Genomic DNA, 24,323 nt, shown 5'->3' with positions numbered 1-24,323 from the left:
ATAATTTTATTCTCAAGATGTTTTTCGTTGTTTGTAAAAAATTCTTATTGAGGTTTCAATGGATAATCAACAAAAAGTAGATGCGCTACTAAATTTAGCTAATAAAAGCCAAGAATCTAAAAAAGGCAAATTAAAAATCTTTCTTGGCTATGCTCCTGGTGTCGGTAAGAGTTATGCAATGCTTAATAATGCTCGAGCTTTACAGAAAGATAACAAAGATGTTGTAGTTGGCTTACTTGTAAGTCATGGTAGAGCAGATACACAGGCACTACTAGATGGCCTTGAGATTATGCCTCTAAAGAAGGTAACTTATCGTGGTAGAGTATTTGAAGAGTTAGATATAGATGCAATTAAAGCTAGAAAACCTGATGTTGTGATTGTTGATGAATTACCTCACTCGAATTTACCGACATCACGAAATAAGAAAAGATATATTGATATTGAAGAACTTCTTGATGAGGGTATCTCAGTTTATACAGCAATTAATATTCAACATATTGCTAGCTTATCTTATGAAGTTACACAGCTTACACAAGCAAATGTTAATGAAATTGTTCCAAATGATTTCATTCAATCAGCTGATGAGCTTGTTGTAGTTGATGTAAGCCCAGAGGAACTGATTAAAAGACTTAAGCAAGGTAAAGTCTATAAAAGTGATGCTATAGATAGAGCATTAGAAAGATATTTTCAATACACTAATTTAACCATCCTCAGAGATTATACTTTTAGGATGGCTGCAAATCATGTCGGTCAAGATATTCAGCAATATAGGAAGCTCTATCAACATGGTAGTGCTATACCAACTTCACCATATGTACTAGTATGCTGTGGCTATGATGAGGCAACTCCTAGTTTATTACGTAAAGGTAAACTCTTAGCAACGACTTTAAACGCAAGGTTAATAGCGGTTTTTGTACAAAAGCCTAATAAAGTTGCAACTAAGCTTAATTTTGGTGCTATTAGGCGTTATAAAATGTTGGCAAGTAGTCTTGGGTATAATATTGATCATATCCTTGGTGATAGGCTTTCAGACAGTATATTAGAGTACGCAAGATCAATAGGTGCAACTGATTTAGTAATCGGTAAATCGATACGACCAAAATGGAAAGATAAACTTTTTGGCTCTGTTGTCTACGATATTATTCGTAATAACAATAATGGTATGCAAGTACATATTGTTTCGATAAATAAAAAAGAGCATAAGATTCAGGAGCAGCCACGTCATAGTAAAATTAAGACAAAAGGCTTGATTATTGATGTGATAAAATCTGCATTAATAACAGCAGTATCGGGAATATTTATATTCTTTAGTCTTAGTATTGCAGGTCTGGTTTCACAAACTTTGTGTTTTTTGATGGTCTTAGCGGCATGTGCTTATAGATATGGATTAATACCATCGATAATATCTTCATTAGTTGGGCTATTTTTGTATATCTATCTATATTTAGAGCCAAATTTTGTTTTTCATATTTCTAGTTTAGCAGGGATAATTACATTTGCTTTCTTTATGACGATAGTTATATTTTCTAGTCATGTGATTCTAAGAACCAAAAGAGCTTTTACCCTCTTAAAAGAACGAGAGAATAATATTTCTGTCTTATATCGCTTTACAAAAATGTTTAATGAAAAGAGCCTAGATAAAGATTTGCGCTCAGTATTTTTACATGCTTTACAAGAGTATTTTAAATGTGACTTTGTTTTTTTAAGTGTTTCAGATGGTGAACTTGATTCGGCAGCCTTCCCACAACATCCAAATTTTAATCAAAAAGAATTAGCAGCAGCTAAATGGAGTTTCAAGTACAAGGATAGTTGCGGTAAAGGTACTAATACTTTTGCTGGTCTAGACTGGGCAGTAGAACCTCTAGTGATAGAAAATCGTGTCCTAGGAGTAATAGCAATATATTTAAGTTCTGAAACAGCAGTAGAGCGAATAACTACAGATAGTGTCATTTTAAGTAGTATGCTTTCGCATATCTCTCATATTCTCTTGAAAAGAAACCTTGAGAAAGAGGAGAAGAAATCTTTACTTCTTGATGAGCAAAGGCGTCTACAAAAATCAATGTTATCTTCAGTTTCTCATGACCTTAAAACGCCATTAGCTTCTATAATGGGGGCATTAAGTAGTATCAAATCATACAAAGATTCGTTTAATCCAGAACAGCAGTCTGAAATGTTAGATTTAGCGCTAACAGAGTCAAAAAGACTTGATAGTTATATTGATAATATAATCCAAATGCTCAAGGTTGATTCAGGAAAACTTTCATTAAATATTCAAAGTATTAACAGTAATCTTTTTCTAACAGAAATACAAGAAACTTGTGCAAGAGTATACAATAAGCAAAAGTTCAGGTTTATAATGCCTAAGGAACCATTTGAAATAGGGCTTGATCCAGTTTTATTTCAACAGGTAATCCTTAATCTGATAGATAATGCTGTTAAGTTTACTTGTGATTTCGAAAAAGAGATTATAATTTCTCTTAAGAGAAAGAAAGCTGCATTCTGTCTTTTTGAAGTTCAAGATAAAGGCATTGGCTTAAGAGAATCAGATATGGAAAAAATATTTACAATATTTCATAGGATTGAAAAAAGAGATAGCTATACTCATGGTAATGGTTTAGGCTTAGCTATATGCAAGGGTATAGTAGCAGCGCACAATGGTAAGATCAGAGTGTATAGTGATGGCGAGAGTAAAGGTAGTGTTTTCAAAATCACATTACCTTTAAAATCAAACATAAATTAGCTATCAAATAACCACAATATGACTAAATTTATATAGTTAGGATGATAAAAAAAATATTAATAGTAGAGGATGAGCCACAGATTAAAAAGCTTTTAGAAAAAACTTTTTTAGTTCTAGGCTATGATGTTGAGATTGTTGCGACAGCTGGTAATGCGACAAGATTTTTAAGAGAGTATAATCCAGATGTTATTATTCTCGATCTTGGGCTTCCTGATCAAGATGGTCAAGAATGGCTAAAATCAGCACGAAGTTATAGTGAAATTCCTATAATAGTTGTCTCAGCACGCAATGATACCGAAGAGGTTGTAAAAGCTCTTGATAATGGCGCTAATGACTATGTCAAAAAACCTTTTGATATGCCTGAGCTTATTGCTAGAGTTAAAAGGCAGTTAAATCCTTTGCTAAAAAAACAAACTGAAGCTGATAATATTTATACTTTTGCAAATCTAAAAATAGATCTTAATGATCATAAGGTTAGTTTAGATAATCAAGATATTCATTTATCGAAAAAAGAGTTTCTAATATTGGCTTGTTTAGTAAATAATGCTGGTAAATTAGTGATGCAAAATACTCTTTTAAAAGAAGTTTGGGGCGAGTGTTATGGTGATGGCGCACAGTATTTGAGAGTATATATTGGTCAATTAAGAAAAAAATTATCTGCTTGTGAAAAACAACCTTTAATAACCACAGAAAATGCTATAGGTTATCGCTTTGCTGATGTTGATTAATGCAAATAATCACTAATTAGTATATTATCTGCTCAATTATAAAAGAGTAATTTGGTAACAAAATGTTTAGAAAAATTATTAAAGTGATTTTTTTATTTTTAATTATTAATTCAGCGATTGCTGAGTCACAAGAGGGATATTCCACAAATATTAATACAGCGAGTGAGACCTCTATAAATAGCACCTTAAAATATTTTACAGATCCGTTTTTAGATACTTTTGATTCTTTAACAAATGCTGAAGATAGTTGGGGTATGCAAAATAGAGCTGGGCACTGGCACTTGGGCTTGATGTTCGGTGGAACTATGGGAGGCTCTAATATGAAAATGCGTGGAGCTACAGGTAATGTGATGATTATGCCTGGATATAACTTTAACAAATATCTAGGTATTCAGTATAATCAAATGATTTCATATGGCGGAACCTTTACAGGTATAGGCGAGGCAACGATTATGATTCCCACTGGTTCAATGATTATGCCATATGCTGCAGCTGGGGCTGGTTGGTCAAATATGTCAGGTTCTGTACAAGGTGCTTGGGATGTTGGAGGTGGTATTAATATTGCACTATCAAAGACACTTAGTGCTATTGCTAGTTATAGATATATACAGACTATGGCTGCTAGTCCTATTCCTGGCGCAGGAATGAATCAGCCTAACGCTAGAGCTGCTATGAGTATGGTATCAGGAGGTTTGGTTTGGTATTTTTAATAAGCTTATATTCTAAATATTCTCACCTATACTTATAAATTATTCTTTCATCCTTTTTAGGTCCTAATATTCGCCAATCCAGTTTAATTTGATCTGTAAAAATTTCAATAACAGCAGAATACAGATCATCAACACAAACATGAGCCTGCTCACTTTGCCATAAATTATCATCTATACGTATTAAATCGAAAAGTTTGACGAGATTATTATATCCGAAGCGTGCATGAGATAGGCTTACGCGATTAGTATTGATTTTTTGCCAGATATATTCATTGGAAATACTTAAAACCTTAGTGGAATTGTCAAGTTTTAAAGAGCCATCTTCTTTGAAAGTTATACTATTGTTATTTTGTTGTACTATAACAGTTCCATGACCATGACCATTCCATCCGGTTAATGATTTTTTGCCACATTTAGCACTAAATTCAAAGTGTTTTGTTTGTAGTAATTTGGAAAATAAATCCATAGAAATTAATAGTAATTCGAATTAAGTTTATTATAAGAAAATTTTGTCAAGGGAGTCAGCATTATTTGCTTAGTTATTAAAATAGCGTTATTATTCATAGCGTTTAACAAAAAAATATAGTTGATATATGAATTCTAGATCTATTGGTTCAGTTTTTTTGATAATAGGTACGACAATTGGTGCAGGGATGCTATCACTACCTTTGATAGTTGCATCGTGTGGTTTTAGTATGGCAATAATCCTTTTGATTTTATCTTGGAGTGTAATGTATATAACAGCACTTAAACTACTAAGAGTTTGTGCTAAGTACCCTTTAGGTGTCAATTTCACATCTATGATGCAATCACAAGTATCAAAAGGGTATTTAATATTTTTCAGTATTATTTATCTATTACTATTGTATTCCTTAATGTCTGCATATACCACCCAAGGTTCATCTCTTGTAAGTACTATAACTAGCCTAGATATTTCTAATAAAACTCAAGTGGGGATAGCTGCTGTTATCTTTACAGTAATTTTTGGCGCACTAATGTTTAGCTATAAAGTCAGTGACTATGCAAATAGATTTTTTGTGATAGTTAAATTTTTATTTTTTGCAATTGCTGTAGTTATCATGCTGTTTTATATAAATCCAAGTTATTTAAGCCGGTCTCCTCTTAGTTTATCAGCATTTATCTTTGCTTGGCCGACTTTATTACCATCATTTGGTTTTCATAATATAATTCCGGTTATTTATGAATATCAAAAAGGAGATATTAGTAAAATTAAAAAAAGCATTCTTATTGGCAGTCTAAGTGTTCTAATAATTTATATTATCTGGATACTTCTAGCTTTAGCACTTATTCCACAACAAGGCTTACATAGCTATCAAACACTATTTAGTTCTGGTAATAATACTCCAGCAGGGATGGCAGCGGAGATTAGAGAAGTATCTGGTTCTGGGCTTCTAGAGGTAGGGTTAAATACATTTATTCATATTGCAATTATTACATCTTTTATTGGTGTTGGTATTTCATTGATGCATTATATTCGCGATTTGTTTACGCGTTATCATAGACAAATAGGTAATCTGGCTCTAGGTTTGATATGTTTTATCCCTCCATTGATTTTCACTGTTTTTTATCCGCGAGGTTTTATTTTAGCTTTACAATATGCAGCAATATTTGCGGTGATAATATTCGTTTACACGCCATCATTCCTAAGTAGGGAAGCTGACCTTAAAGTCCACTATTCAAATCTTTATGTGATATCTATGGGTAGTGTTGTGATATTTTTCCAAATTTTTAACTTGTGTTTTAATATTAATCCTTTTAGCGGCTTTTAAATAGTCGATGATAATTTTAGTTAGAACATATATAATGTATGATTAGGGTTTTTACAAGTATAAGATTTTAGTGTTATGAGATTTGTAGATGAAGTAGTAATTAAGCTTCAAGCAGGGAAAGGCGGTAATGGCTGTGTAAGCTTCCGTCGTGAGAAATATGTTCCTCGTGGAGGTCCTGATGGTGGCGATGGTGGTAACGGAGGCAGTATTTATTTAAAAGCTGATGAAAATGTAAACACCTTGATTGATTACCGTTATAAAAGAGAATATTATGCTGAGAATGGTCGACCTGGTGAGGGTCGTAATTGCTATGGTAAGGCTGGTGAGGATATGTATCTAATAGTACCAGTTGGTACTAGTGTATTTGATATTGAAACGAACAAGAAAATTGGTGAAGTTCTAACTAGTGGAGAAACTCTTAAACTAGTTTCAGGCGGTAAGAGAGGAATAGGCAATACCCACTTCAAGAGTAGTACAAATCAAGCTCCAAGAAAGTTCACTCTAGGTGAAGAAGGCGAGTATAAAGAGGTTCGTCTAGAACTAAATTTGTTAGCAGATATTGCATTGTTAGGCTTGCCAAATGCTGGTAAGTCAACTCTAATTCGTTCAGTGTCTGAAGCTACACCAAAAGTAGCTGATTATCCATTTACAACTATGTATCCTCATCTAGGAGTGGTTAAAGTCGGTGTGGATAGTTTTGTAATGGCGGATATACCAGGTGTAATTGAGGGTGCTGCTGAAGGTGCTGGGCTTGGACTTAGATTCTTAAAGCATTTAACTAGAGCAAGATGCGTATTGCATGTTGTTGATATTTGTCCGTTTAATGAGTCAGACCCTGTTGAGAACTATTTTGCAGTTGAAAAAGAGCTTAAAAAGTATAGTAAAGAACTATATGAGAAACCAAGATTTTTAGTTATTAACAAAATTGATTTATTAGCTGATAAAGTTGAACAAAAATGTCAAGAGTTCGTTGAGCAAATAGGTTATCAGGGCAATTACTACACAATTTCAGCAGCTATGAAAAAAGGAACAGATGAGTTGGCTAAAAAACTCAATGAGTTTTTACAAAAGCAAGAGTAAATATAGATGAAAATAAAAAATCTTATATTTGGTTCACCAATTCCTAATGCGAAGCAACAAGAACAGAAGATAGGCTTGTTCGCTGGTTTTGCAATACTTTCTTCAAATGCACTATCTTCAGTATCGTATGCTACTGGAGAAGTGTTTATAGTTTTAGCAACAGCTGGAGCAGCAGCTGTTATGCAGTACTCAATTGAAGTATCAATAATGGTGATATTACTGATATTATTAATGGGTTTTTCATATGCACAAGTTATACGTGCGCACCCAGAAGGTGGTGGCTCTTACTCAATAGTTAAAACTCACTTTAACGAAAAGCTTTTGTTGTTAACTTCAGCATCTCTTATAATCGATTATATCCTTACAGTAGCAGTTTCTGTTTCTACAGCAGCTGTAGCAATTAGTTCTGCTTTGCCTGTTTTAGATCATTATAGTGTCAAGCTTGCTTTAGGTCTTTTGGCACTTTTGATGATTATAAATCTTCGCGGTGTTAAATCTACTGCAAAAATTTTTATCTGGCCAACCTATATGTTTATTGTTTCTATTATTATCATGATAATTGTAGGGATATATCAGTATAATCATAACTCTTTGCAGACATTTACATATACGCAAAATCAACTTGATCACATGCAAGCTTCGATGGGTGTCTTAACTATAACTCTTTTGCTGCGTGCTTTTTCATCAGGTAGTGCTGCGTTAACAGGTATTGAATCATATGCAAATGGAGTTTCAGCTTATAAGACTCCAAACGTAGCAAAATCAATAGTTGGTTTGTTAATGATGACCTTTCTATCAATAGTGATGTTTGCAGGAGTTACTTTTATTGCTGCAAAAACAAAAATATTGCCAGATTTCTCTGAAAGTGTGCTATCACAAGTTGCTCATCAAATTTTAGGTAATGGCTTTTTATATTATTTTTTGCAAGCATCTACTTGTTTGATTCTACTTATGGCAGCAAATACTTGTTTTACTGGTTTCCCTATTTTGGCTTCGATTATGAGTAAGGATAACTATCTTCCTGAACAACTTCAGCGCGTCGGTGATAGATTTGCATTTAGAAATGGTATTATAATGTTAACTGTTTTATCGGCAATCTTGGTCATAATATTTGATGCTAAAGTTAGTCGTCTAATACCGTTATATGCTTTTGGTGTCTTTATTGCATTTACACTTTGTCAAGCAGGACTAGTTAAATACTGGTATAGAAATAAACGCAAGTATAGAAGTTGGGGAATTAGAGCATTTATAAATGCTTTTGGTTGTGTTGCTACATTTGTAGTATTAATTACAATCGTTGAGAGTAAATTTTTCGAAGGCGTTTGGATTGTGATAATTGCGATAGCAATTATCATGTATGGTTTATATGCAATAAAAACACATTACATAAGAAGAGAGCATAATTTAGCATTGAGTGTTGATGAAGCTGTTGTAAATGCTTGTATACATGAAAACCTTAAGCCAAAAATAATTGTTTTAGTTTCACGTATTCACCGTGGTACAATAGAGGCGCTAAGATTAGCAAGAAATTTATCTGATGATATTACCCCAGTTTTTGTTTCAGCAAACCAAAAGAAAATCGAAAAAATTAAGACTGAATGGAAAAATTTAGCTTTTAAAGAAAAACTCTTGATAATGCGACCTGTATATAACTCATTTATAACTCCGGTATTACAAATTCTGCATAAAAATGACCTAAGAGATCCAGAACGAGGCTATTCTGTTGTAATAATCCCAGAGGTTGTAAATACGAAATGGTGGCACTTTTTGTTACATAATCAAAATTCACGTATGGTTAAATTAGCTATAGCAGCAATGGATAAAAAAGATGATAAAACTGCCACTAGAGTAGTTATCTCTGTACCATATAAGGCAGAATAACGAATGTTAGGATTTTTTAGAAATTTCTGGCATATATCTGATTTTTTCTGGAAGAGTAAGCACGGTAAAATAGCTTTACTAATATTGACTTTGTTGCTAGCCCTTGAGGGTACAAGTGTTACTCTGAGTGTTTATCTAAACTCGTGGAATGTTGGGTTCTACAACTCGATTCAAGAATATAATAAGGCATTATTGATACATCAATTAATCATCTTTATTGTCTTGATATCATTTATGATGTTTAATTTCTTTTTATCATATTTAGTTAAGCAATTTTTTGTTATTTTTATCCGTAAACCAATGACTGATTTTTATACTAAAAATTGGCTGTACTCACGATCATACTATAGAAGTAAACAGGTTGATAATCCAGAAGAAAGAATTGATGAAGATGTCACAAGATTTATTACTGATTCACAATCATTATTTTTAGGAATCACAAGAAGTATTTTTAGTTTTCTCTCTTTTGCTGTAGTTTTGTGGGGACTATCAGGAGACTATACTTTCAATATTCTAGGTGTAGATATTACCATCTATGGCTATCTTTTTTGGGTAGCTTTTTTATTAGGTCTTTTAAATATCGTTGTAGTATTTTGGATTGGTAGACCATTGAAAAAGCTGGTGTATCAAAAACAAAAGTTGCAAGCTAACTTTAGATACCACTTATCTACGATTAGAAACAATAGACTCTCAGTTAGAGACTATAATTCTGAAAGGTATGAATATGCACGCTCTAGAAGAAATTTTAGAGCAATTGTAACTAACTTCTATAGTTTAATGTTTCGTAATGCAAAAATAGATGTTGTAAATACGCTATTTAGTCAAGTCTATGCAATTATTGGTACAATATTATCATTACCTAGATATTTTGCAAAACAGATAAGTTTTGGTCAGATGATGCAGGTAAACTCAGCAGTAATGCAAGTTATATTTCCTATGGTTTATCTGACCTATGTATATGAGACGCTAGCTAGCCTAAGAGCTAGTATGTCACGACTTACGGAGCTAAAGCATGAAATATCCTCAGAAAAAACAAATGCTGATGAGATAGATTTGCTTAACTGTGAAGAAAGTATTTTAGAGGTAAATAGTTTTTCATTACAAAAATCACAAAACTCGCCATTCTTGTTGGATAACATATGTTTTAGGCTAAAAAACCAAGAAAGATTGCTTATAAGTGGTCATTCTGGAGTTGGTAAAAGTACTTTGTTAAGAGCTATTGCAGGAGTCGGGTGTGGTAGTCACGAGGGTGATATTATCTTTGCTAAGAAGTGTCTCAAGATTTGCTTATTGCCTCAAAAACCTTATTATCCTGAAGATGATTTTAAGAGAGCTGTTTTTTATCCAATACAGTCTGGTATACCATCAGATGACAGATTTATTGAGATTCTCGAGTTATTAAATGTTGGCTACTTAGCCAAATACATAAATACAATAAATGATTGGCGAAATTTCCTATCGTCTGGTGAGCAGCAAAAGCTTAATTTTTGTAGGATTTTTGTTAAAGAATATGATTTATTATTACTTGATGAGGCAACCTCAAATATTGATATAAACTCAGAAAGAAAAATATATGAAATTCTACAAGAAAAAGGGTTTACATACATCTCAACAAGTCATAGTGAGAGAGTTAGAGAATATCATAATAGCTTTTTAGATTTTTCTAATGATTAATCAAAAGATGAACGATAATACTTGCAAAATACCCTAGAGCAATAGCCCAAGTCCACTTTAGGTGACCCATAAATGTATATTTGCCTTTGGATTTACCCATAACAGCAACACCTGCAGCTGAGCCTATAGCTAGTAAGCTACCACCAACCCCGGCTGTTAGAGTTATTAGTAGCCATTGAGCATGCTCCATAGTAGGATTCATGCTTAATACAGCAAACATAACAGGAATGTTATCAATTATAGCTGAAAGTATACCAATTATAGTGTTTGCTTGAGTATGTGCAGAAAATAGACTTGGAGCAATAGATTGCATATCCGAGTAGATATATTGAGAAGCTATACCTAAATAGCCAAGAGCAGCAAGACCTTGTACAGAAACTAGTATTCCATAGAAGAAAAGTAATGTATCCCATTCGGCTTCTTTAACTTTATCGAAAATATCAAAAGCATGTGGAGGCATCTTATGCTTTTTTGGATTTTTATTTTCATGAGCTATTTTTAGCCCGTAGAAATAATTATAAATCATTACGTAGCCAAAGCCAGTCATCATTCCTAAAGATGGGGGTAGGTGAAGCATATGCTCAAATGATACTGCGGTAGCTATTGTCAGGATAAATAGTATTATTACTGGTATAGCACCACGTTTAAGTTCGACTTTTTCCTCAATTATTGATTGAGTTTCCATTTTTGGTATAAAAAAGCTCATAATAATCGCGGGAACTAAGAAGTTGACAAGTGAAGGTAAAAATATTGCGAAGAATTCGGTAAATTTAATAACCCCTGTTTGCCAAACCATAAGCGTGGTAATATCACCAAATGGTGAAAATGCTCCACCAGCGTTTGCAGCAACTACTACATTTACACAAGCCATCGTTATAAACTTTTTATTATCTTTACCAATAGATATTACAACAGTACTCATAACTAAAGCCGTAGTTAAGTTATCAGCAACGGCTGATAAAAAAAATGCAATTATACCAGTAAGCCAGAAAGTTGCTAGATAACCAAAACCTGCGCGTAGAAGAGAGCTCTTTAGTTTGGCAAAAACATTACGATCTTCCATCAGGTTAATATATGCCATAGCAACCAATAAGAATAATAAAAGCTCACCATACTCGGTCATAATATGGTTGAAATTACTATGAACAATATTATCCGCGCCCAGAGACTCACCAACAATAGCGACTAGAATCCAGATTACCCCAGCAGCAACAATTACAGGCTTTGATTTGTTTAGTTTGGTAAAATCCTCAGTCATTACTAGAAGATAAGCCAAAATAAATACTATGATTGCAGCTATTGCTAAAGGGTGATTAACCGCATTAACACTGACAGCACTTAGCGTTTTTTCATCTTTTGCAAATGACAGTATTGGTAGTAGTATGATTGATAAAATTAGTATAATCTTTTTATACATTATATTTGATAGAAATCTTTGAATAAGGGCTATTATAACATTGACAATCATATAATTAAAATAAACTAGATAAGCTGATGTTATAAGTCTTGATACATTAAATCGGTAACATATTTTTATTATTAATGATATAATTCTCGGCTATTCAATAATAAATATAGGGGTGTTTTCTTATGTGGAAATATTCTCCATTAAAAACTATTCTTATTTTAGGACCTATGGTTTTTGCCTTTGCATTAGCTATGGATGTCTATATGCCAGTTCTGCCTGATATGCGTGAAGCTCTACATACAACTCAGCAGATGGTACAAGTGACACTATCTTTATTTTTGGTTGTGACAGGTGTTGGTCAGCTTTTCTTGGGACCTCTATCTGACCAGCTTGGTAGATTTAGAGTTATTTTATTATCAGCGGTGCTGTTTGTTATTGGTTCTGTACTTTGTGCTTTATCAACTAATATAGAGTTTTTGATAATCTCAAGAGTGGTGCAGGGATTGGGCTGTTGTGGTTTGTCTGTTTGCGCATTTGCAATTATTCGAGATGCTTTTTCAGGTAAAACAAGCTCAATGATCTACAGTTTTATAAACGCGATTATATCAGTATCTCCTATTATCGGACCTTTGATAGGTGTGCAATTAGCTATTCATTTTCATTGGCAATCGGCATTTGTATTTCTTACTGGATTAGCAGTTGTAGCGTTTTTGATAGTAGTGATATTTGTCAAAGAAAGTTTACCTGTTGAAAGACGAAAAAAGATGTCTTGGAACGTATTTGCAAGATATTTATATGTAGCCAAGTCTTTGCAATTTTGGGCTTTCTCATTAGCAGCTGTATCTGGAATGGCTTCATTTTTTATACTATTTTCGATGACACCATATATTATCAATTATCTAGGATATCCAATATCTGAAATATATGTGGTATTTGGTTCAGCAGGGTTAGCATTTTTGATAGGCTCTTTATTTGCAGGTGTTATAGTTAATGCATTAGGTGTTTACAAAACAGCATTGTTAGGAGTAGCATGTGTTTTTGCTGCAGGTATTCTATCCTTAAGTATTTATGAAATATGGGGATTAAGCTTGTGGGGATTTTTTGCTCCATGTTTTTTAGCAACATTTGGTTGTGCACTTACCGCGGGTACTGGAGCAAGTGGTAGTATGGAACCCTTTTATGAAATAGCAGGTGTTGCTGCAGCATTATTTGGAACTATGGAGTTTGCTATTAGTGGGGTTATAGGAAGTATAGCAATGCTATTTCCAGCAACAAGTTCTCTGCCAATTGCAATTACAATGATTATTATGTCAATTTTATGCTTTGTGTTACTATTTTTGATAAAGGGCAAAGCTAAGCATTAGATAGAATATTAATAAATCTTCGACTTTAAATAACAAGTACTCTATAGGTTTGGTGATTTATTTTTAATCATTAAAGCGAACTTCATATCTTCAGCTGTAACATTGTCAAACTTTATCTTAGCTTGATAGCCACTACCTTTGGCTTCTTCCATATGTTTACCATCTTTATCTTGCATATTATCTAAGATAATATCGCGGCTACCAGATGGTAACATTAGCTCAATACTATCACCAAGATTAATTTTGTTGCGGACATTCACATCAGCATATCCAGTATGCTCATCAAAGTTAATGATTTCTCCGACAAATTGCTGTGTGGTGCTGCGTGAATCAGAATTATCATATTTTTGATATTCATCGTGGACATGGCGACGATAGAAGCCTTCTGTATAACCTCTGTGTGCAAGGCCTTCAAGCTTATCCATTAGTGTCATATCAAAAGGTCTGCCAGCTAGAGCATCCTTGATTGCTTGGTCATAAAGTTGCGCTGTTCTTGCAGCATAAAAGAATGATTTAGTTCTCCCCTCAATTTTAAAACAATCAACTCCCATTTTCATCATAGTCTCTACATGTTGTATTGCACGGAGGTCCTTTGAGTTCATAATATAAGTGCCATGTTCATCCTCAAACATTGGATTATATTGACCAGGCTCTTTATCATTTTCTATTAAGACAACTTTGTCAGATGGTGTACCTATACCTAAAGTGGATTGTGACTGTATCGGTTCAAAATCACCCCATTCATTTTGTTTTGCCTCAGCAACTTTATAGTTATTGCGACAAGCATTATTACAGACACCTTGGTTAGGATCTCTATGACTGTAGTATCCTGATAGTAGACATCTACCTGAATAAGCCATACATAAAGAGCCATGGACAAATGTTTCAATTTCCATATCTGGAACATGCTCTTTGATTTCTGCGATTTCTTTTAGTGATAATTCTCTTGATAATACAACGCGCTTAATCCCAAACTTTTGCCAGAATCTAACAGTTTCATAATTCACAGCATTGGCTTGTACTGATAGATGTATTTCTTGATCTGGGAAATGCTCTCTAACAAGCATTATCATCCCTGGATCAGACATAATCATTGCATCAGGTTTAAGAGCGATTACTGGAGTTATATCTTTTATGTAAGTTTTGATTTTTGCATTATGAGGCGCGATATTATTTGCAAGCATTATTTTTTTGCCTTGAGCATGAGCTTCAGTAATAGCTGTTTCTAGAGTTTCTAGCTTTGAAAACTCATTATTTCTTGCTCTTAGGCTATATCTAGGCTGACCAATATATACAGCATCTGCGCCATATGCAAAAGCGTAACGCATCGCCTGTAGTGTGCCTGCAGGAGATAGTAGTTCGGGTCTTTTCATCTATAACTTATATCCTTTGATTTAGTATTTGTTAATTTAATTTTTTAGAAAGTGAATAATTTGCTTTAAATATTTTAACTTTTTATTGTTTGTCTATAAAGATTTATTTTTTGATAAAAGTATATAGATAATATTAAGTATCTTGCTAATACAATCCATATACTTTTGTTTATTTCTTGTTAGAATATTTCTATAAAATAAATAACTTAAAGCAAAAAGTAGTAAGGTTTCTTTTGCTGTGGTATTATGTTATTATCTTTTGTCTGAATAGTAGATGAAATTTACTTCTCAATTATTTAATAGGATCTAATATGAATTTTGAGCTTGCTAGAGAAAATATGGTAAAGCAACAGGTTCTTACTGAAGGGCTTTCTTTAGATGGTGTTGCTAAAATTATGGCAGATATTCCTAGAGAGATTTTTTTACCGAGAGAGATTCAAAGTTTAGCTTATTGTGACACAAATTTATTTATAGGTGAAAAAGAATTAAGAAGTCCAATGTTTACAGCTAAGCTTGTAGAAGCATTAGCTATCAAAGCTAGTGATAATATCTTAAAACTTGGGCTAGAAAGTGGTTATCCAGTAGCCTTAATAGCTAAGCTATGTAAAAGTGTTGATCTTGTTGACTATGATGATCTGGGACTAGCTTTATCAAGACGTCAGCTGGCAAATATTGGTATATATAATGTTGAGTTTAATAGTGCTGAGCATATGACTAATATTAAAAAAAATGGTAAAAAATATAATTGCATATACATCTCAAATGTTGTTACAGAAGATGAGATCGATGAGTCGCTATTAGGGCTTCTTGAAACTGGTGGTAGGCTAATATTTGTCGTTAGAACAGCTATATGTGATAAAGCGTACTTAATAACAAAAACTCCAAAGCAAACCTACCAAAAGAGTTTTCTTTTTAATACATATAATAAGTAAAGAGTACTATGAAGAAGTTAACATTATATCTTTTAGGTTTTTTGGGATTCTGCCTAGCTTTAGCTAATGAAGATACACCTGTCCCTGAATATAAGTATGCAGGAAGACCTATTGGTACTGATGTTGCTGAAAATCCATATAGTGTCGAAAAACAATATGCCAAAGCAGACCAGATTAAGGTAGACAATAAATTCTATAATCTTAAAAAGGCTGATGAAGTCGCGATGGTTGGTGATACTGAGGACAAATATTATAGCTTGGTTGATATCTATAAGCTAGCTGCTGAACATAATGCTGATTATCAGGCGGCAAGATCGACTTTTGCGGCAAATGTTGAAACTGTGCCGACTGCTTTAGGTGCGTTATTACCACAGATTGATTTTAGTTATAATCTTAGAAGAGATTTGTATAATCAGTTTGGTGGTAGAGTCAATGACACTTCAAATGTTGTAAATTTTAATGGTTCTCAGGTTCTCTTTGATTGGAGTAAGTGGAAAACATATACACAAGCAACTTATTTGCAAAAGTCATATGCGATGATTTATGCTAAAGCTGAACAGACACTTATAACTGATACTGTTACTGCATATTTTGAGCTACTAAGAGCAGAGCAGGCGCTACAGTTTCAGTTTGCAAACGAGGCTTGGAACAAAAAGTTATATCTGACTCAGAAATATCAGTATAACTCGGGTATGGTTTCATATGCGGATTTTAAAACTACAGATGCTCAATATCGTCAAGCAATCGCTGATAGGGTTAATGCACAAAGAAATTTCATCAATGCCAAAGCTGTGATGGCTAAACTTATCGGTAAGCGTATAAGTTCAATTTTATATATATCAAAAGATACTGAATTTGGTAATCCTGTTCCAGATGACATTAACTATTGGTTAAATACGGCTGAGAAATATAATCTTGATATAGCGCAGAAAAAATTTGAATATGAAGCAGCACAAGAAGGTGTTGGAATTCAATGGGGTAAATTTTTCCCTCAAGCTAATTTAACCGGTGGCATAATGATGTCGCGTAATGCTCTCTCTGGGTCACCAGCACAAATAGCCGAAATCCCAACCAAATATGATGTTGCTAATATTGGCGGTCAAGTTAGCTGGAATTTATTAAGAGGTGGTTCTGACTATGCTCAACTTAAGCAAGCTAGTTATGATAATCAAGCAGCAAACTATGCCTTGCTACAAACCAAGAGGGAAGTCTACGCTAGTACAGTAGAGGCATATCAAACAGTTGTCCTTGATGCAGTTAGAATCGAGGCGTTTAGGAAGTCTGTGTATTCAGGTATAGCTTCTGTAAAAGCTATATTAGAAGGTTTTGAAGCAGGGACACAGACAATTGTTGACTTGCTTAACCGTCAGGCAATCCTTGTTCAAGCACAGTTATCATTTGCAGATGCTATATTTAACTATGTTGAAGATTATGTGCGCTTAAAGCAATTACAAGGAAGCTTGACTTACAAAGATATTGAGTACGTTAATACTATTTTAGGCACTACAGATATAATATCACAGATCGCAACGGAGTAATTAGTTTGATGCCGCAAGTCTCAGCTTTTATTTTGGATTTTGAGAAATACAAAGCTGAGGATCTTAAAGACTATCTTTGTTGCAGAAATATTGATTCAGCAAGGTTTAATAATAAGCAAAAAATATTTTCACAGTTTATTCGCTATTTTGTCTTAGAAGAGTTTTATCATATTTCTTCACCAATTTTTTTAAATCAGTGTGGTAAACCTTATCTAAAAGATAACGCTGTTTTTTTTAATATTAGTCATACACAGACAAAGATTATAATCGCTGTTGGTGATCAAGAGATTGGTGTAGATATTGAAAAACTATCAGCTAGACGAAATATTATTAGGATCGCACAACGTTACTTTAGCGAGTTAGAAAGCCATGAGTTAGCTATTAGTAATAACCTTGCTAAGGATTTTTATGCTTTGTGGACACTCAAAGAAGCACAGGTAAAAAGAGACTCACTTGGTATAGCAAAAGGCTTGAGTAGTGCTGATTTTAGCAAAATCAATAACTTATGGCTTAGTAATAATTATCCAAGAGATTTTGTGACATTTTCATATGATGATTCAATATTTTCAATATGTTGTAAAAATATTTTTGCTCAGAAAATTAACCTATTCGAGATAGTAGATTTTAAATTTAAACAGATACAGCTTTAGAGAGAGGATTATGGCACTACACGGTAAAAATAATGCTATCGATAACTTGGATTTTTTCGAACAATCTTTACCAAAGTTTAAAATTCCACAGAATTCACAAGATCCACTACAAGTATATCAAGAGATCAAAGATGAGTTAATGTTGGATGGTAATTCAAAGCAGAATCTAGCGACATTTTGTCAAACACAAGTTGATGATTTTATTCATAGGATTATGAACGATTGTATCGATAAAAATATGATTGATAAAGATGAATATCCACAGACTGCTGAAATAGAATCACGCTGTGTAAATATTTTAGCAAATTTGTGGAACTCATCCTCTGAGAACGCGGTGGGGTGTTCGACTACAGGTTCATCAGAGGCTGCTATGCTTGGCGGTATGGCGATGAAATGGCGCTGGCGCGATAAAATGAAAGCTCAAGATAGAGATTATTCAAAACCAAATTTAGTTACAGGTCCAGTTCAAGTATGTTGGCATAAATTTGCTAGATATTGGGATATAGAGCTTAGAGAAATACCTATGTCTCAAGACAGCCTGATAATGACTCCAGAGGCGGTGCTAGAAAGATGTGATGAAAACACAATTGGTGTAGTACCAACGCTTGGTGTAACTTTTACAGGGCAATATGAGCCGGTAGAAGAAGTATGTAAAGCACTTGATGGTTTTGAAAAACAAACTGGTATAGATATTCCGGTTCATGTTGATGGAGCATCAGGACATAAGTTTGGCAAATAGCAGCTTACACAATGCCAAACAATCGTGAAGATTTAGTGGTTATGCGTGTATTAGTTAGAAGAGGCTTTAGCTATGACTTAGCACAGTTGATGATTAGAGATTTAGTTGCGGTAATTGATTCATTAGAGGGAAAGTTAAAAGTATTGAAAAGGAGTAGTTTTGCGCATTAGTGTTTTAGACAATTTTGATTAATTTATTGTGTTAAATATTGTTATAATATGTTTGTTAATAATTAATTTATACTAAGAGTAGTCGGAAGTTTATGTGTGGAGTAATTGGAGTCGCTGGACCAGATCAGGTTAGTTATGCGTTATTTTATGGTTTAAGTCTTTTGCAACATAGAGGTCAAGATGCTGCAGGGATCGCAACTATGGATCAAGGACACTTTTTTATCCGTAAAAATACAGGCCTAGTCAGTGATGTATTTACAGATGAAAAACTAGAAAAGTCAAAAGGCAATATGGGTATAGGTCATGTAAGATATCCTACAGCAGGTAGTTTGGGTGCAGCAGATAGCCAACCTTTTTATGTAAATAATCCTCATGGTATAGTTTTTGCTCATAATGGTAATCTGACTAATGTGCCAGAGCTTGCGCAAATGCTCCATGATATCGAAAGGCGTCATCTTAATACAAGTTCGGATTCAGAATTATTACTTAATTTCTTTGCTTGTGGTATGAATAAATCAAAAGGATCTGCGACTCCAGAGGCTGTTTATAAAGCATGTAAATTTGTTTTTGAGCATGTTAAGGGTGGCTATGCTTGTACTGCGATGATAGCAAATTTTGGTTTAATTACCTTTAGAGATCCTTATGGTATTCGTCCACTTGTACTTGGTTTTAAAGAGTATGATAATGGTGAAAAAGCCTATATGGTCGCTAGTGAAAGTGTTGCTTTAGATATTTCCGGATTTAAAGTATTGCGTGATGTTGAACCTGGTGAGGTGATAATAATTACAGAAGATAGAAAGGTTCACTCTAAAATCTGTGCAAAGAATCCAGTATTAGCACCTTGTCTATTTGAATATGTCTATTTTGCACGTCCTGATAGTATTATGAATGGTGTGAGTGTTTATCAAGCGCGAGTAGATGCTGGCAAAATTTTAAGCAAGAGAATCAAAGAAGCATGGAAAGATAAGGATATAGATATCGTTATCCCTGTGCCTGAAACAGGTAGAGCTTCTGCTCAAGAGATTGCAACAGCATTAGGGGTAGAGTATCGTGAGGGTTTTGTCAAAAACCGTTATGTTGGTAGAACCTTTATCATGCCAGAGAATGTTGATAGAAAGAATTTTGTCAGAAGAAAACTAAACCCTATTCCAGCAGAATTTAGGGATAAAAATGTTCTACTTGTTGATGACTCTATTGTCCGTGGTACAACATCAAAGCGTATTATTGAAATGATTAGAGATTTAGGTGCTAAATCTGTTTATCTTGCTTCAGTATCTCCAGCCGTTCGTTATCCAAATGTTTATGGTATTGATATGCCGGTTAAGTCAGATTTAATTGCTCATGGAAAGACTATAGAAGAGATTCGCCAATGGATTGGTGTAGATGGGCTGATATACTTACCATTAGAAGATCTAAAAGAGATTATTCAAAGGCAAAATCCTAAGATTAGAGAGTTTGAGGATAGTGTTTTCTCTGGTAATTACATTACAGGTGATGTTGACGATGCTTATCTAGATGCGTTAGAGAAACATCGTAAAGAGTTAAAAGAATTAGAAAAAAAATACAAAGGATTTGATAACTAATGATTAGGATTTTTGAAGGTTTAAGTGCACTGTCTCCTTTTAAACGAGAGAAAATTTTAGTAGCTGCTAAAAAAATATCTAGCAAGGTTGAGTTAATATCAGCGCAATATATCCATGTTGTTGAAATTGATCAAGGGCTTAATAGTAAACAAGAACAGATTATTAAATCTCTACTTAATTACAATAAAGAGTATGGTTCAGCTAATCCAAAAGGTCATACTTTTATTACAGCACCTAGAGTTGGTACTATTTCGCCGTGGTCTTCTAAAGCTACTGATATTATCCGTAATACTGGTATTAATACTGTCAAGAGAGTTGAGCGAGCAATTTTATTTGGTATTGAGGGGCAAGTTACTACTAGTGAGCTAAAAGAAATTCAAGATATCGTTCATGATCGTATGGTCGAAGAGATTTTCTCATCAAAAGAGGATTTACAACACCTATTTGAAGCTAGAACTCCTAAAGCTTTAGAATTTATCAACGTTTTAGAAAATGGCCAGCAAGCAATCAAAGCTGCTGATAAAAAGCTTGGTCTAGCGCTCAGTGAGCAAGAAATAGCATACTTGACTGATGAGTATACCAAGCTTGGTAGAAATCCAACAGATACTGAGCTATATATGTTTGCTCAAGCAAATTCAGAGCATTGTCGCCATAAGATCTTTAATGCCAAATGGACTATCGATGGTCAGGAGCAAGATAAATCATTATTTAAGATGATTAGAAATACTACTGAGAAATCTCCCAAAGGAGTACTTTCTGCATATAAAGACAATGCCGCTGTGATAGAGGGTACAACAGCGCAGAGATTTTATTCAAGTACTCAAACAGGTATTTATAACTTTCATCAGGAGGAAGTAGATATATTGATAAAAGTTGAGACTCATAATCACCCAACTGCGATTGCGCCATTTAGTGGTTCGGCAACTGGTGTTGGTGGTGAGATTCGTGATGAAGGTGCAACAGGTCTTGGAGCAAAACCAAAAGCTGGTTTGACCGGTTTTACAGTTTCAAATCTAAATATCCCAGGTTTTGAACAGGCTTGGGAGACTAGTAAATATGGTAAGCCTAACCATATTGTAACACCTTTACAAATAATGTTAGAAGCGCCTATAGGTGGTGCTCATTACTCAAATGAATTTGGTCGTCCAAATTTAAATGGTTATTTCCGTACCTATGAGCAAGAGGTTAATACATCTACAGGTAAAGAAATGTTCGGTTATCACAAGCCGATTATGATTGCTGGTGGTATGGGTAATATCAAAAGAATGCACGTTGAGAAAGGTGATATCAAAGTAGGAGCTAAGCTAATTTGTCTTGGTGGACCTGCTATGCGTATTGGTCTTGGTGGTGGTGCAGCGTCATCTGTAGTTTCATCAGAAGCAAATTCAGAGTTGGATTTTGCATCAGTTCAGCGTGATAATGCTGAGATGGAGCGTCGTTGCCAAGAAGTTATCGATAGATGTTGGCAGATGGGCGAGCATAACCCAATCACATTTATCCATGATGTTGGTGCTGGCGGTATTTCAAATGCGTTTCCAGAGCTTGTCAAAGATGGTGGCGTTGGTGGATATTTTGAGCTTAGGAAAGTAAATGTTGGCGAAGAAGGGCTTTCTCCACTAGAAATATGGTCAAACGAGTCACAAGAAAGATATGTATTATCTGTAGATCCCGAATCGCTAGAACTTTTTGAGCAGTTATGTAATAGAGAAAGATGTCCATTTGCAGTAGTAGGTGAGGCAATTTCTGAGAAACATATTACTCTTAATGATGAGTATTTTGATAATAAGCCGGTTGATTTACCAATGGGATTATTATTTGGTAATACTCCACAAATGCATATTGATGTGAAAACAGTTAAAGTTCATCAGGATGTTTTTGATACAAGTGCTATTAAGTTAGATGAGGCGATTGAGCGTGTACTAAAAGTACCAGCTGTAGCTTCTAAATCTTTTCTAATCACAATTGGTGATAGAAGTATTACAGGTATGGTTGCTCGTGATCAGATGGTAGGTCCATGGCAAGTCCCAGTGGCTGATTGTGCTGTAACAACTGCAACTGTAGATAGCCAAGCTGGTGAAGCAATGGCAATGGGTGAGAGAACTCCTGTTGCAACTATTAATGCGGCTGCCTCTGGTAGATTAGCAATTGCTGAGGCTGTAACAAATTTATTAGCTGCAGATATTGAGAAACTAAGTAATATTCGTCTATCGGCGAACTGGATGGTTGCTGCAAATCAAGGTGATGAAAACCAAAAGTTATACGAGACTGTCAAAGCTGTTGGTATGGAATTTGCACCAGAGTTAGGTATTGCAATACCAGTTGGTAAAGATTCAATGTCAATGAAAACTAAGTGGTCTGATAATGGTCAAGCTAAATCAGTAACATCGCCATTATCATTAGTGATTTCTGGTTTCTCTCCAGTTACTAATGCACGTAAGACTCTTACACCAGTTTTAGTAGATGATAATGATACAACTTTATTACATATTGATCTATCAAATGGTGCTGGTAGACTTGGAGCTTCATGTTTAGCTCAAGCTTATAACCAAGTTGGTAATGTTGCACCGGATGTTGAAGCAAGTAAGTTGAAAGTGCTATTTGAAAATATCACAAAGCTAAAAGCTGAAAATAAAATCTTAGCATATCATGATGTATCTGATGGTGGTGTATTTGCAACTCTAGTGGAAATGTCGTTTGCTGGGCGTAAAGGTCTAGATATTAAACTACAAACCCAAGATGTGCTGGCGAAACTCTTCGCTGAAGAAGTCGGGGTTGTTATCCAAGTTAAAAATAGCGATGTAGCACTAGTTGAAGAGATGTTCAAAGATATTCAAATTCACCTGTGTGCAATAGCTAAGCTAAACTCTAATGAGGAGCTAAATATCTTTGTAAATGGCGAGAAAGTATACTCAAATACACGCGTGAATTTACAAAGATGGTGGGCTGAGACTTCTTATCAAATCCAATCAATTCGTGATAATAGTGAATGTGCTAAACAAGAGTTTGATAGTATCTTAAATACTAATGATAAGGGTATCCATGTTGAGGCGACATTTGATCTTGAAGAGGATATTACAGCTAAGTTTGTCAATATTGAGAAGCCAAAAGTAGCAATCCTAAGAGAGCAAGGTGTCAACGGTCAAGTTGAGATGGCAGCAGCATTTACTACAGCTGGTTTTGAGGCTCATGATGTCCATATGTCAGATTTACATGCTGGGCGTGTAACTTTGGCAGATTTTAAAGTGTTAGTAGCTTGTGGTGGTTTCTCGTATGGTGATGTTTTGGGTGCTGGCGGCGGCTGGGCTAAAAACATCTTATTTACAGAGAAGCTAAGAGATGAGTTTAGTAGATTCTTTGGTCGTGATGATACTCTAGCACTGGGTGTGTGTAATGGTTGTCAAATGCTGGCACAACTTAAATCATTAATCAAAGGAGCTGAAAACTGGCCGATATTTATCAAGAATAAATCAGAGCAATTTGAGGCTAGAGTTTCTATGGTTGAGATTCAAGAGTCTGACTCTATTTGGTTTGCTGATATGGCAGGCACAAAAGCACCAATTGCAGTAGCTCATGGTGAGGGTCGTCCATTATTTGAAAATGACAGCCAGCAACAAGCTATGCTAGCAAGCTCACAAGTAGCTCTTAAATATATCGATGGGCAAGGTCAAGCAACAGAAATATATCCATATAATCCAAATGGTGCTGTAAATGGTCTAACAGCTGTCACAGCTCTAGATGGTCGTGTCCTTGCAATGATGCCACATCCTGAGCGTGTCTATAGAGCGATTACAAACTCGTATATCCCAGCAGAGTATGATGAATATTCTGTATGGATGAGAATGTTTAGAAATGCTAGGAAGTGGGTTGGGTAGATTAAGTAAAACTACCCCGTCAGTCTGCGACTGCCACCCCTTCATAAATGAAGGGGAATTTAATTTTTAAAACTATTGAGAGAATTGTGTG

At 34.5% G+C, this 24,323-nt stretch carries 16 protein-coding genes and 1 pseudogene; 14 read left to right on the top strand and 3 right to left on the bottom strand.

The features are described 5' to 3' along the window. The first annotated feature begins 58 nt into the window (after positions 1-58). The 3 genes from FSC454_RS09005 to FSC454_RS10210 all read left to right on the top strand — a co-directional run bounded on the left by FSC454_RS09005 (position 59) and on the right by FSC454_RS10210 (position 4,178). Positions 59-2,740, top strand: a complete 2,682-nt coding sequence (locus FSC454_RS09005; protein ID WP_066044938.1) for an ATP-binding protein — start codon at positions 59-61, stop codon at positions 2,738-2,740. Positions 2,741-2,781: 41 nt separating this feature from the next. Further along, positions 2,782-3,468, top strand: coding sequence for a response regulator transcription factor (locus FSC454_RS09000; protein ID WP_066044936.1), 687 nt, complete (start codon positions 2,782-2,784; stop codon positions 3,466-3,468). Between the two features lie 290 nt (positions 3,469-3,758). Continuing rightward, positions 3,759-4,178: an outer membrane protein gene (locus FSC454_RS10210; RefSeq protein ID WP_052298578.1), complete on the top strand. Its 420-nt coding sequence runs from the start codon at positions 3,759-3,761 to the stop codon at positions 4,176-4,178. Positions 4,179-4,200: 22 nt separating this feature from the next. Here the strand turns inward: FSC454_RS10210 and FSC454_RS08985 are convergent, their stop codons facing one another. Further along, positions 4,201-4,644, bottom strand: coding sequence for a DUF6314 family protein (locus FSC454_RS08985; protein WP_066044934.1), 444 nt, complete (start codon positions 4,642-4,644; stop codon positions 4,201-4,203). 127 nt (positions 4,645-4,771) lie between these two features. On the opposite strand from FSC454_RS08985, the gene FSC454_RS08980 reads away from it, so the two are divergent. From FSC454_RS08980 to FSC454_RS08965, 4 genes are all read left to right on the top strand, one after another. Next, positions 4,772-5,968 (top strand): amino acid permease, encoded by a 1,197-nt coding sequence (locus tag FSC454_RS08980; protein ID WP_066044932.1) that lies wholly within the window; start codon positions 4,772-4,774, stop codon positions 5,966-5,968. A 75-nt stretch (positions 5,969-6,043) separates the two neighbouring features. Further along, complete coding sequence (gene cgtA / locus FSC454_RS08975; RefSeq protein ID WP_014549056.1) at positions 6,044-7,048, top strand: Obg family GTPase CgtA; 1,005 nt, start codon at positions 6,044-6,046, stop codon at positions 7,046-7,048. 6 nt (positions 7,049-7,054) lie between these two features. Further along, complete coding sequence (locus FSC454_RS08970; RefSeq protein WP_066044930.1) at positions 7,055-8,929, top strand: APC family permease; 1,875 nt, start codon at positions 7,055-7,057, stop codon at positions 8,927-8,929. A 3-nt stretch (positions 8,930-8,932) separates the two neighbouring features. After that, positions 8,933-10,603 (top strand): ABC transporter ATP-binding protein/permease, encoded by a 1,671-nt coding sequence (locus tag FSC454_RS08965; protein ID WP_066044929.1) that lies wholly within the window; start codon positions 8,933-8,935, stop codon positions 10,601-10,603. Here the strand turns inward: FSC454_RS08965 and nhaD are convergent. After that, a complete protein-coding gene (nhaD, locus tag FSC454_RS08960) occupies positions 10,593-12,020 on the bottom strand; it encodes a sodium:proton antiporter NhaD (protein WP_066044947.1) in 1,428 nt (475 codons plus the stop codon). The two genes, FSC454_RS08965 and nhaD, sit on opposite strands and share 11 nt — an antisense overlap. 173 nt (positions 12,021-12,193) lie before the next feature. On the opposite strand from nhaD, the gene FSC454_RS08955 reads away from it, so the two are divergent. Next, positions 12,194-13,375 carry a multidrug effflux MFS transporter gene (locus FSC454_RS08955; RefSeq protein WP_014549052.1) on the top strand — a complete coding sequence of 394 codons (1,182 nt, stop codon included), beginning with the start codon at positions 12,194-12,196 and terminating at the stop codon, positions 13,373-13,375. Positions 13,376-13,416: 41 nt separating this feature from the next. On the opposite strand, the gene trhP is transcribed toward FSC454_RS08955, so the two are convergent. Next, positions 13,417-14,748, bottom strand: a complete 1,332-nt coding sequence (trhP, locus tag FSC454_RS08950; protein ID WP_014549051.1) for a prephenate-dependent tRNA uridine(34) hydroxylase TrhP — start codon at positions 14,746-14,748, stop codon at positions 13,417-13,419. 311 nt (positions 14,749-15,059) lie between these two features. Here trhP and FSC454_RS08945 point away from each other — a divergent pair, with 311 nt between their 5' ends. The 6 genes and pseudogenes from FSC454_RS08945 to purL all read left to right on the top strand — a co-directional run bounded on the left by FSC454_RS08945 (position 15,060) and on the right by purL (position 24,232). Then, the gene (locus FSC454_RS08945; RefSeq protein ID WP_066044927.1) at positions 15,060-15,680 is read left to right on the top strand and encodes a protein-L-isoaspartate O-methyltransferase family protein; all 621 of its coding nucleotides are present in this window, start codon (positions 15,060-15,062) and stop codon (positions 15,678-15,680) included. A gap of 8 nt (positions 15,681-15,688) precedes the next feature. Then, positions 15,689-17,218 carry an outer membrane channel protein TolC gene (gene tolC / locus FSC454_RS08940; RefSeq protein ID WP_014549049.1) on the top strand — a complete coding sequence of 510 codons (1,530 nt, stop codon included), beginning with the start codon at positions 15,689-15,691 and terminating at the stop codon, positions 17,216-17,218. An 8-nt stretch (positions 17,219-17,226) separates the two neighbouring features. Next, the gene (locus FSC454_RS08935; protein WP_066044925.1) at positions 17,227-17,868 is read left to right on the top strand and encodes a 4'-phosphopantetheinyl transferase family protein; all 642 of its coding nucleotides are present in this window, start codon (positions 17,227-17,229) and stop codon (positions 17,866-17,868) included. 10 nt (positions 17,869-17,878) lie between these two features. Beyond that, positions 17,879-18,777 (top strand): annotated as a pseudogene (locus tag FSC454_RS08930) (pyridoxal-dependent decarboxylase). Between the two features lie 92 nt (positions 18,778-18,869). After that, positions 18,870-20,360 (top strand): amidophosphoribosyltransferase, encoded by a 1,491-nt coding sequence (gene purF, locus FSC454_RS08925; protein WP_066044923.1) that lies wholly within the window; start codon positions 18,870-18,872, stop codon positions 20,358-20,360. Further along, positions 20,360-24,232 carry a phosphoribosylformylglycinamidine synthase gene (gene purL / locus FSC454_RS08920; protein WP_066044921.1) on the top strand — a complete coding sequence of 1,291 codons (3,873 nt, stop codon included), beginning with the start codon at positions 20,360-20,362 and terminating at the stop codon, positions 24,230-24,232. The genes purF and purL overlap by 1 nt, the downstream gene beginning before the upstream one ends. Positions 24,233-24,323: the final 91 nt, after the last annotated feature.

The organism is Francisella hispaniensis FSC454 (assembly GCF_001885235.1).
Classification (GTDB): domain Bacteria; phylum Pseudomonadota; class Gammaproteobacteria; order Francisellales; family Francisellaceae; genus Francisella; species Francisella hispaniensis.
This window is presented reverse-complemented; position numbering and strand designations above follow the sequence as displayed.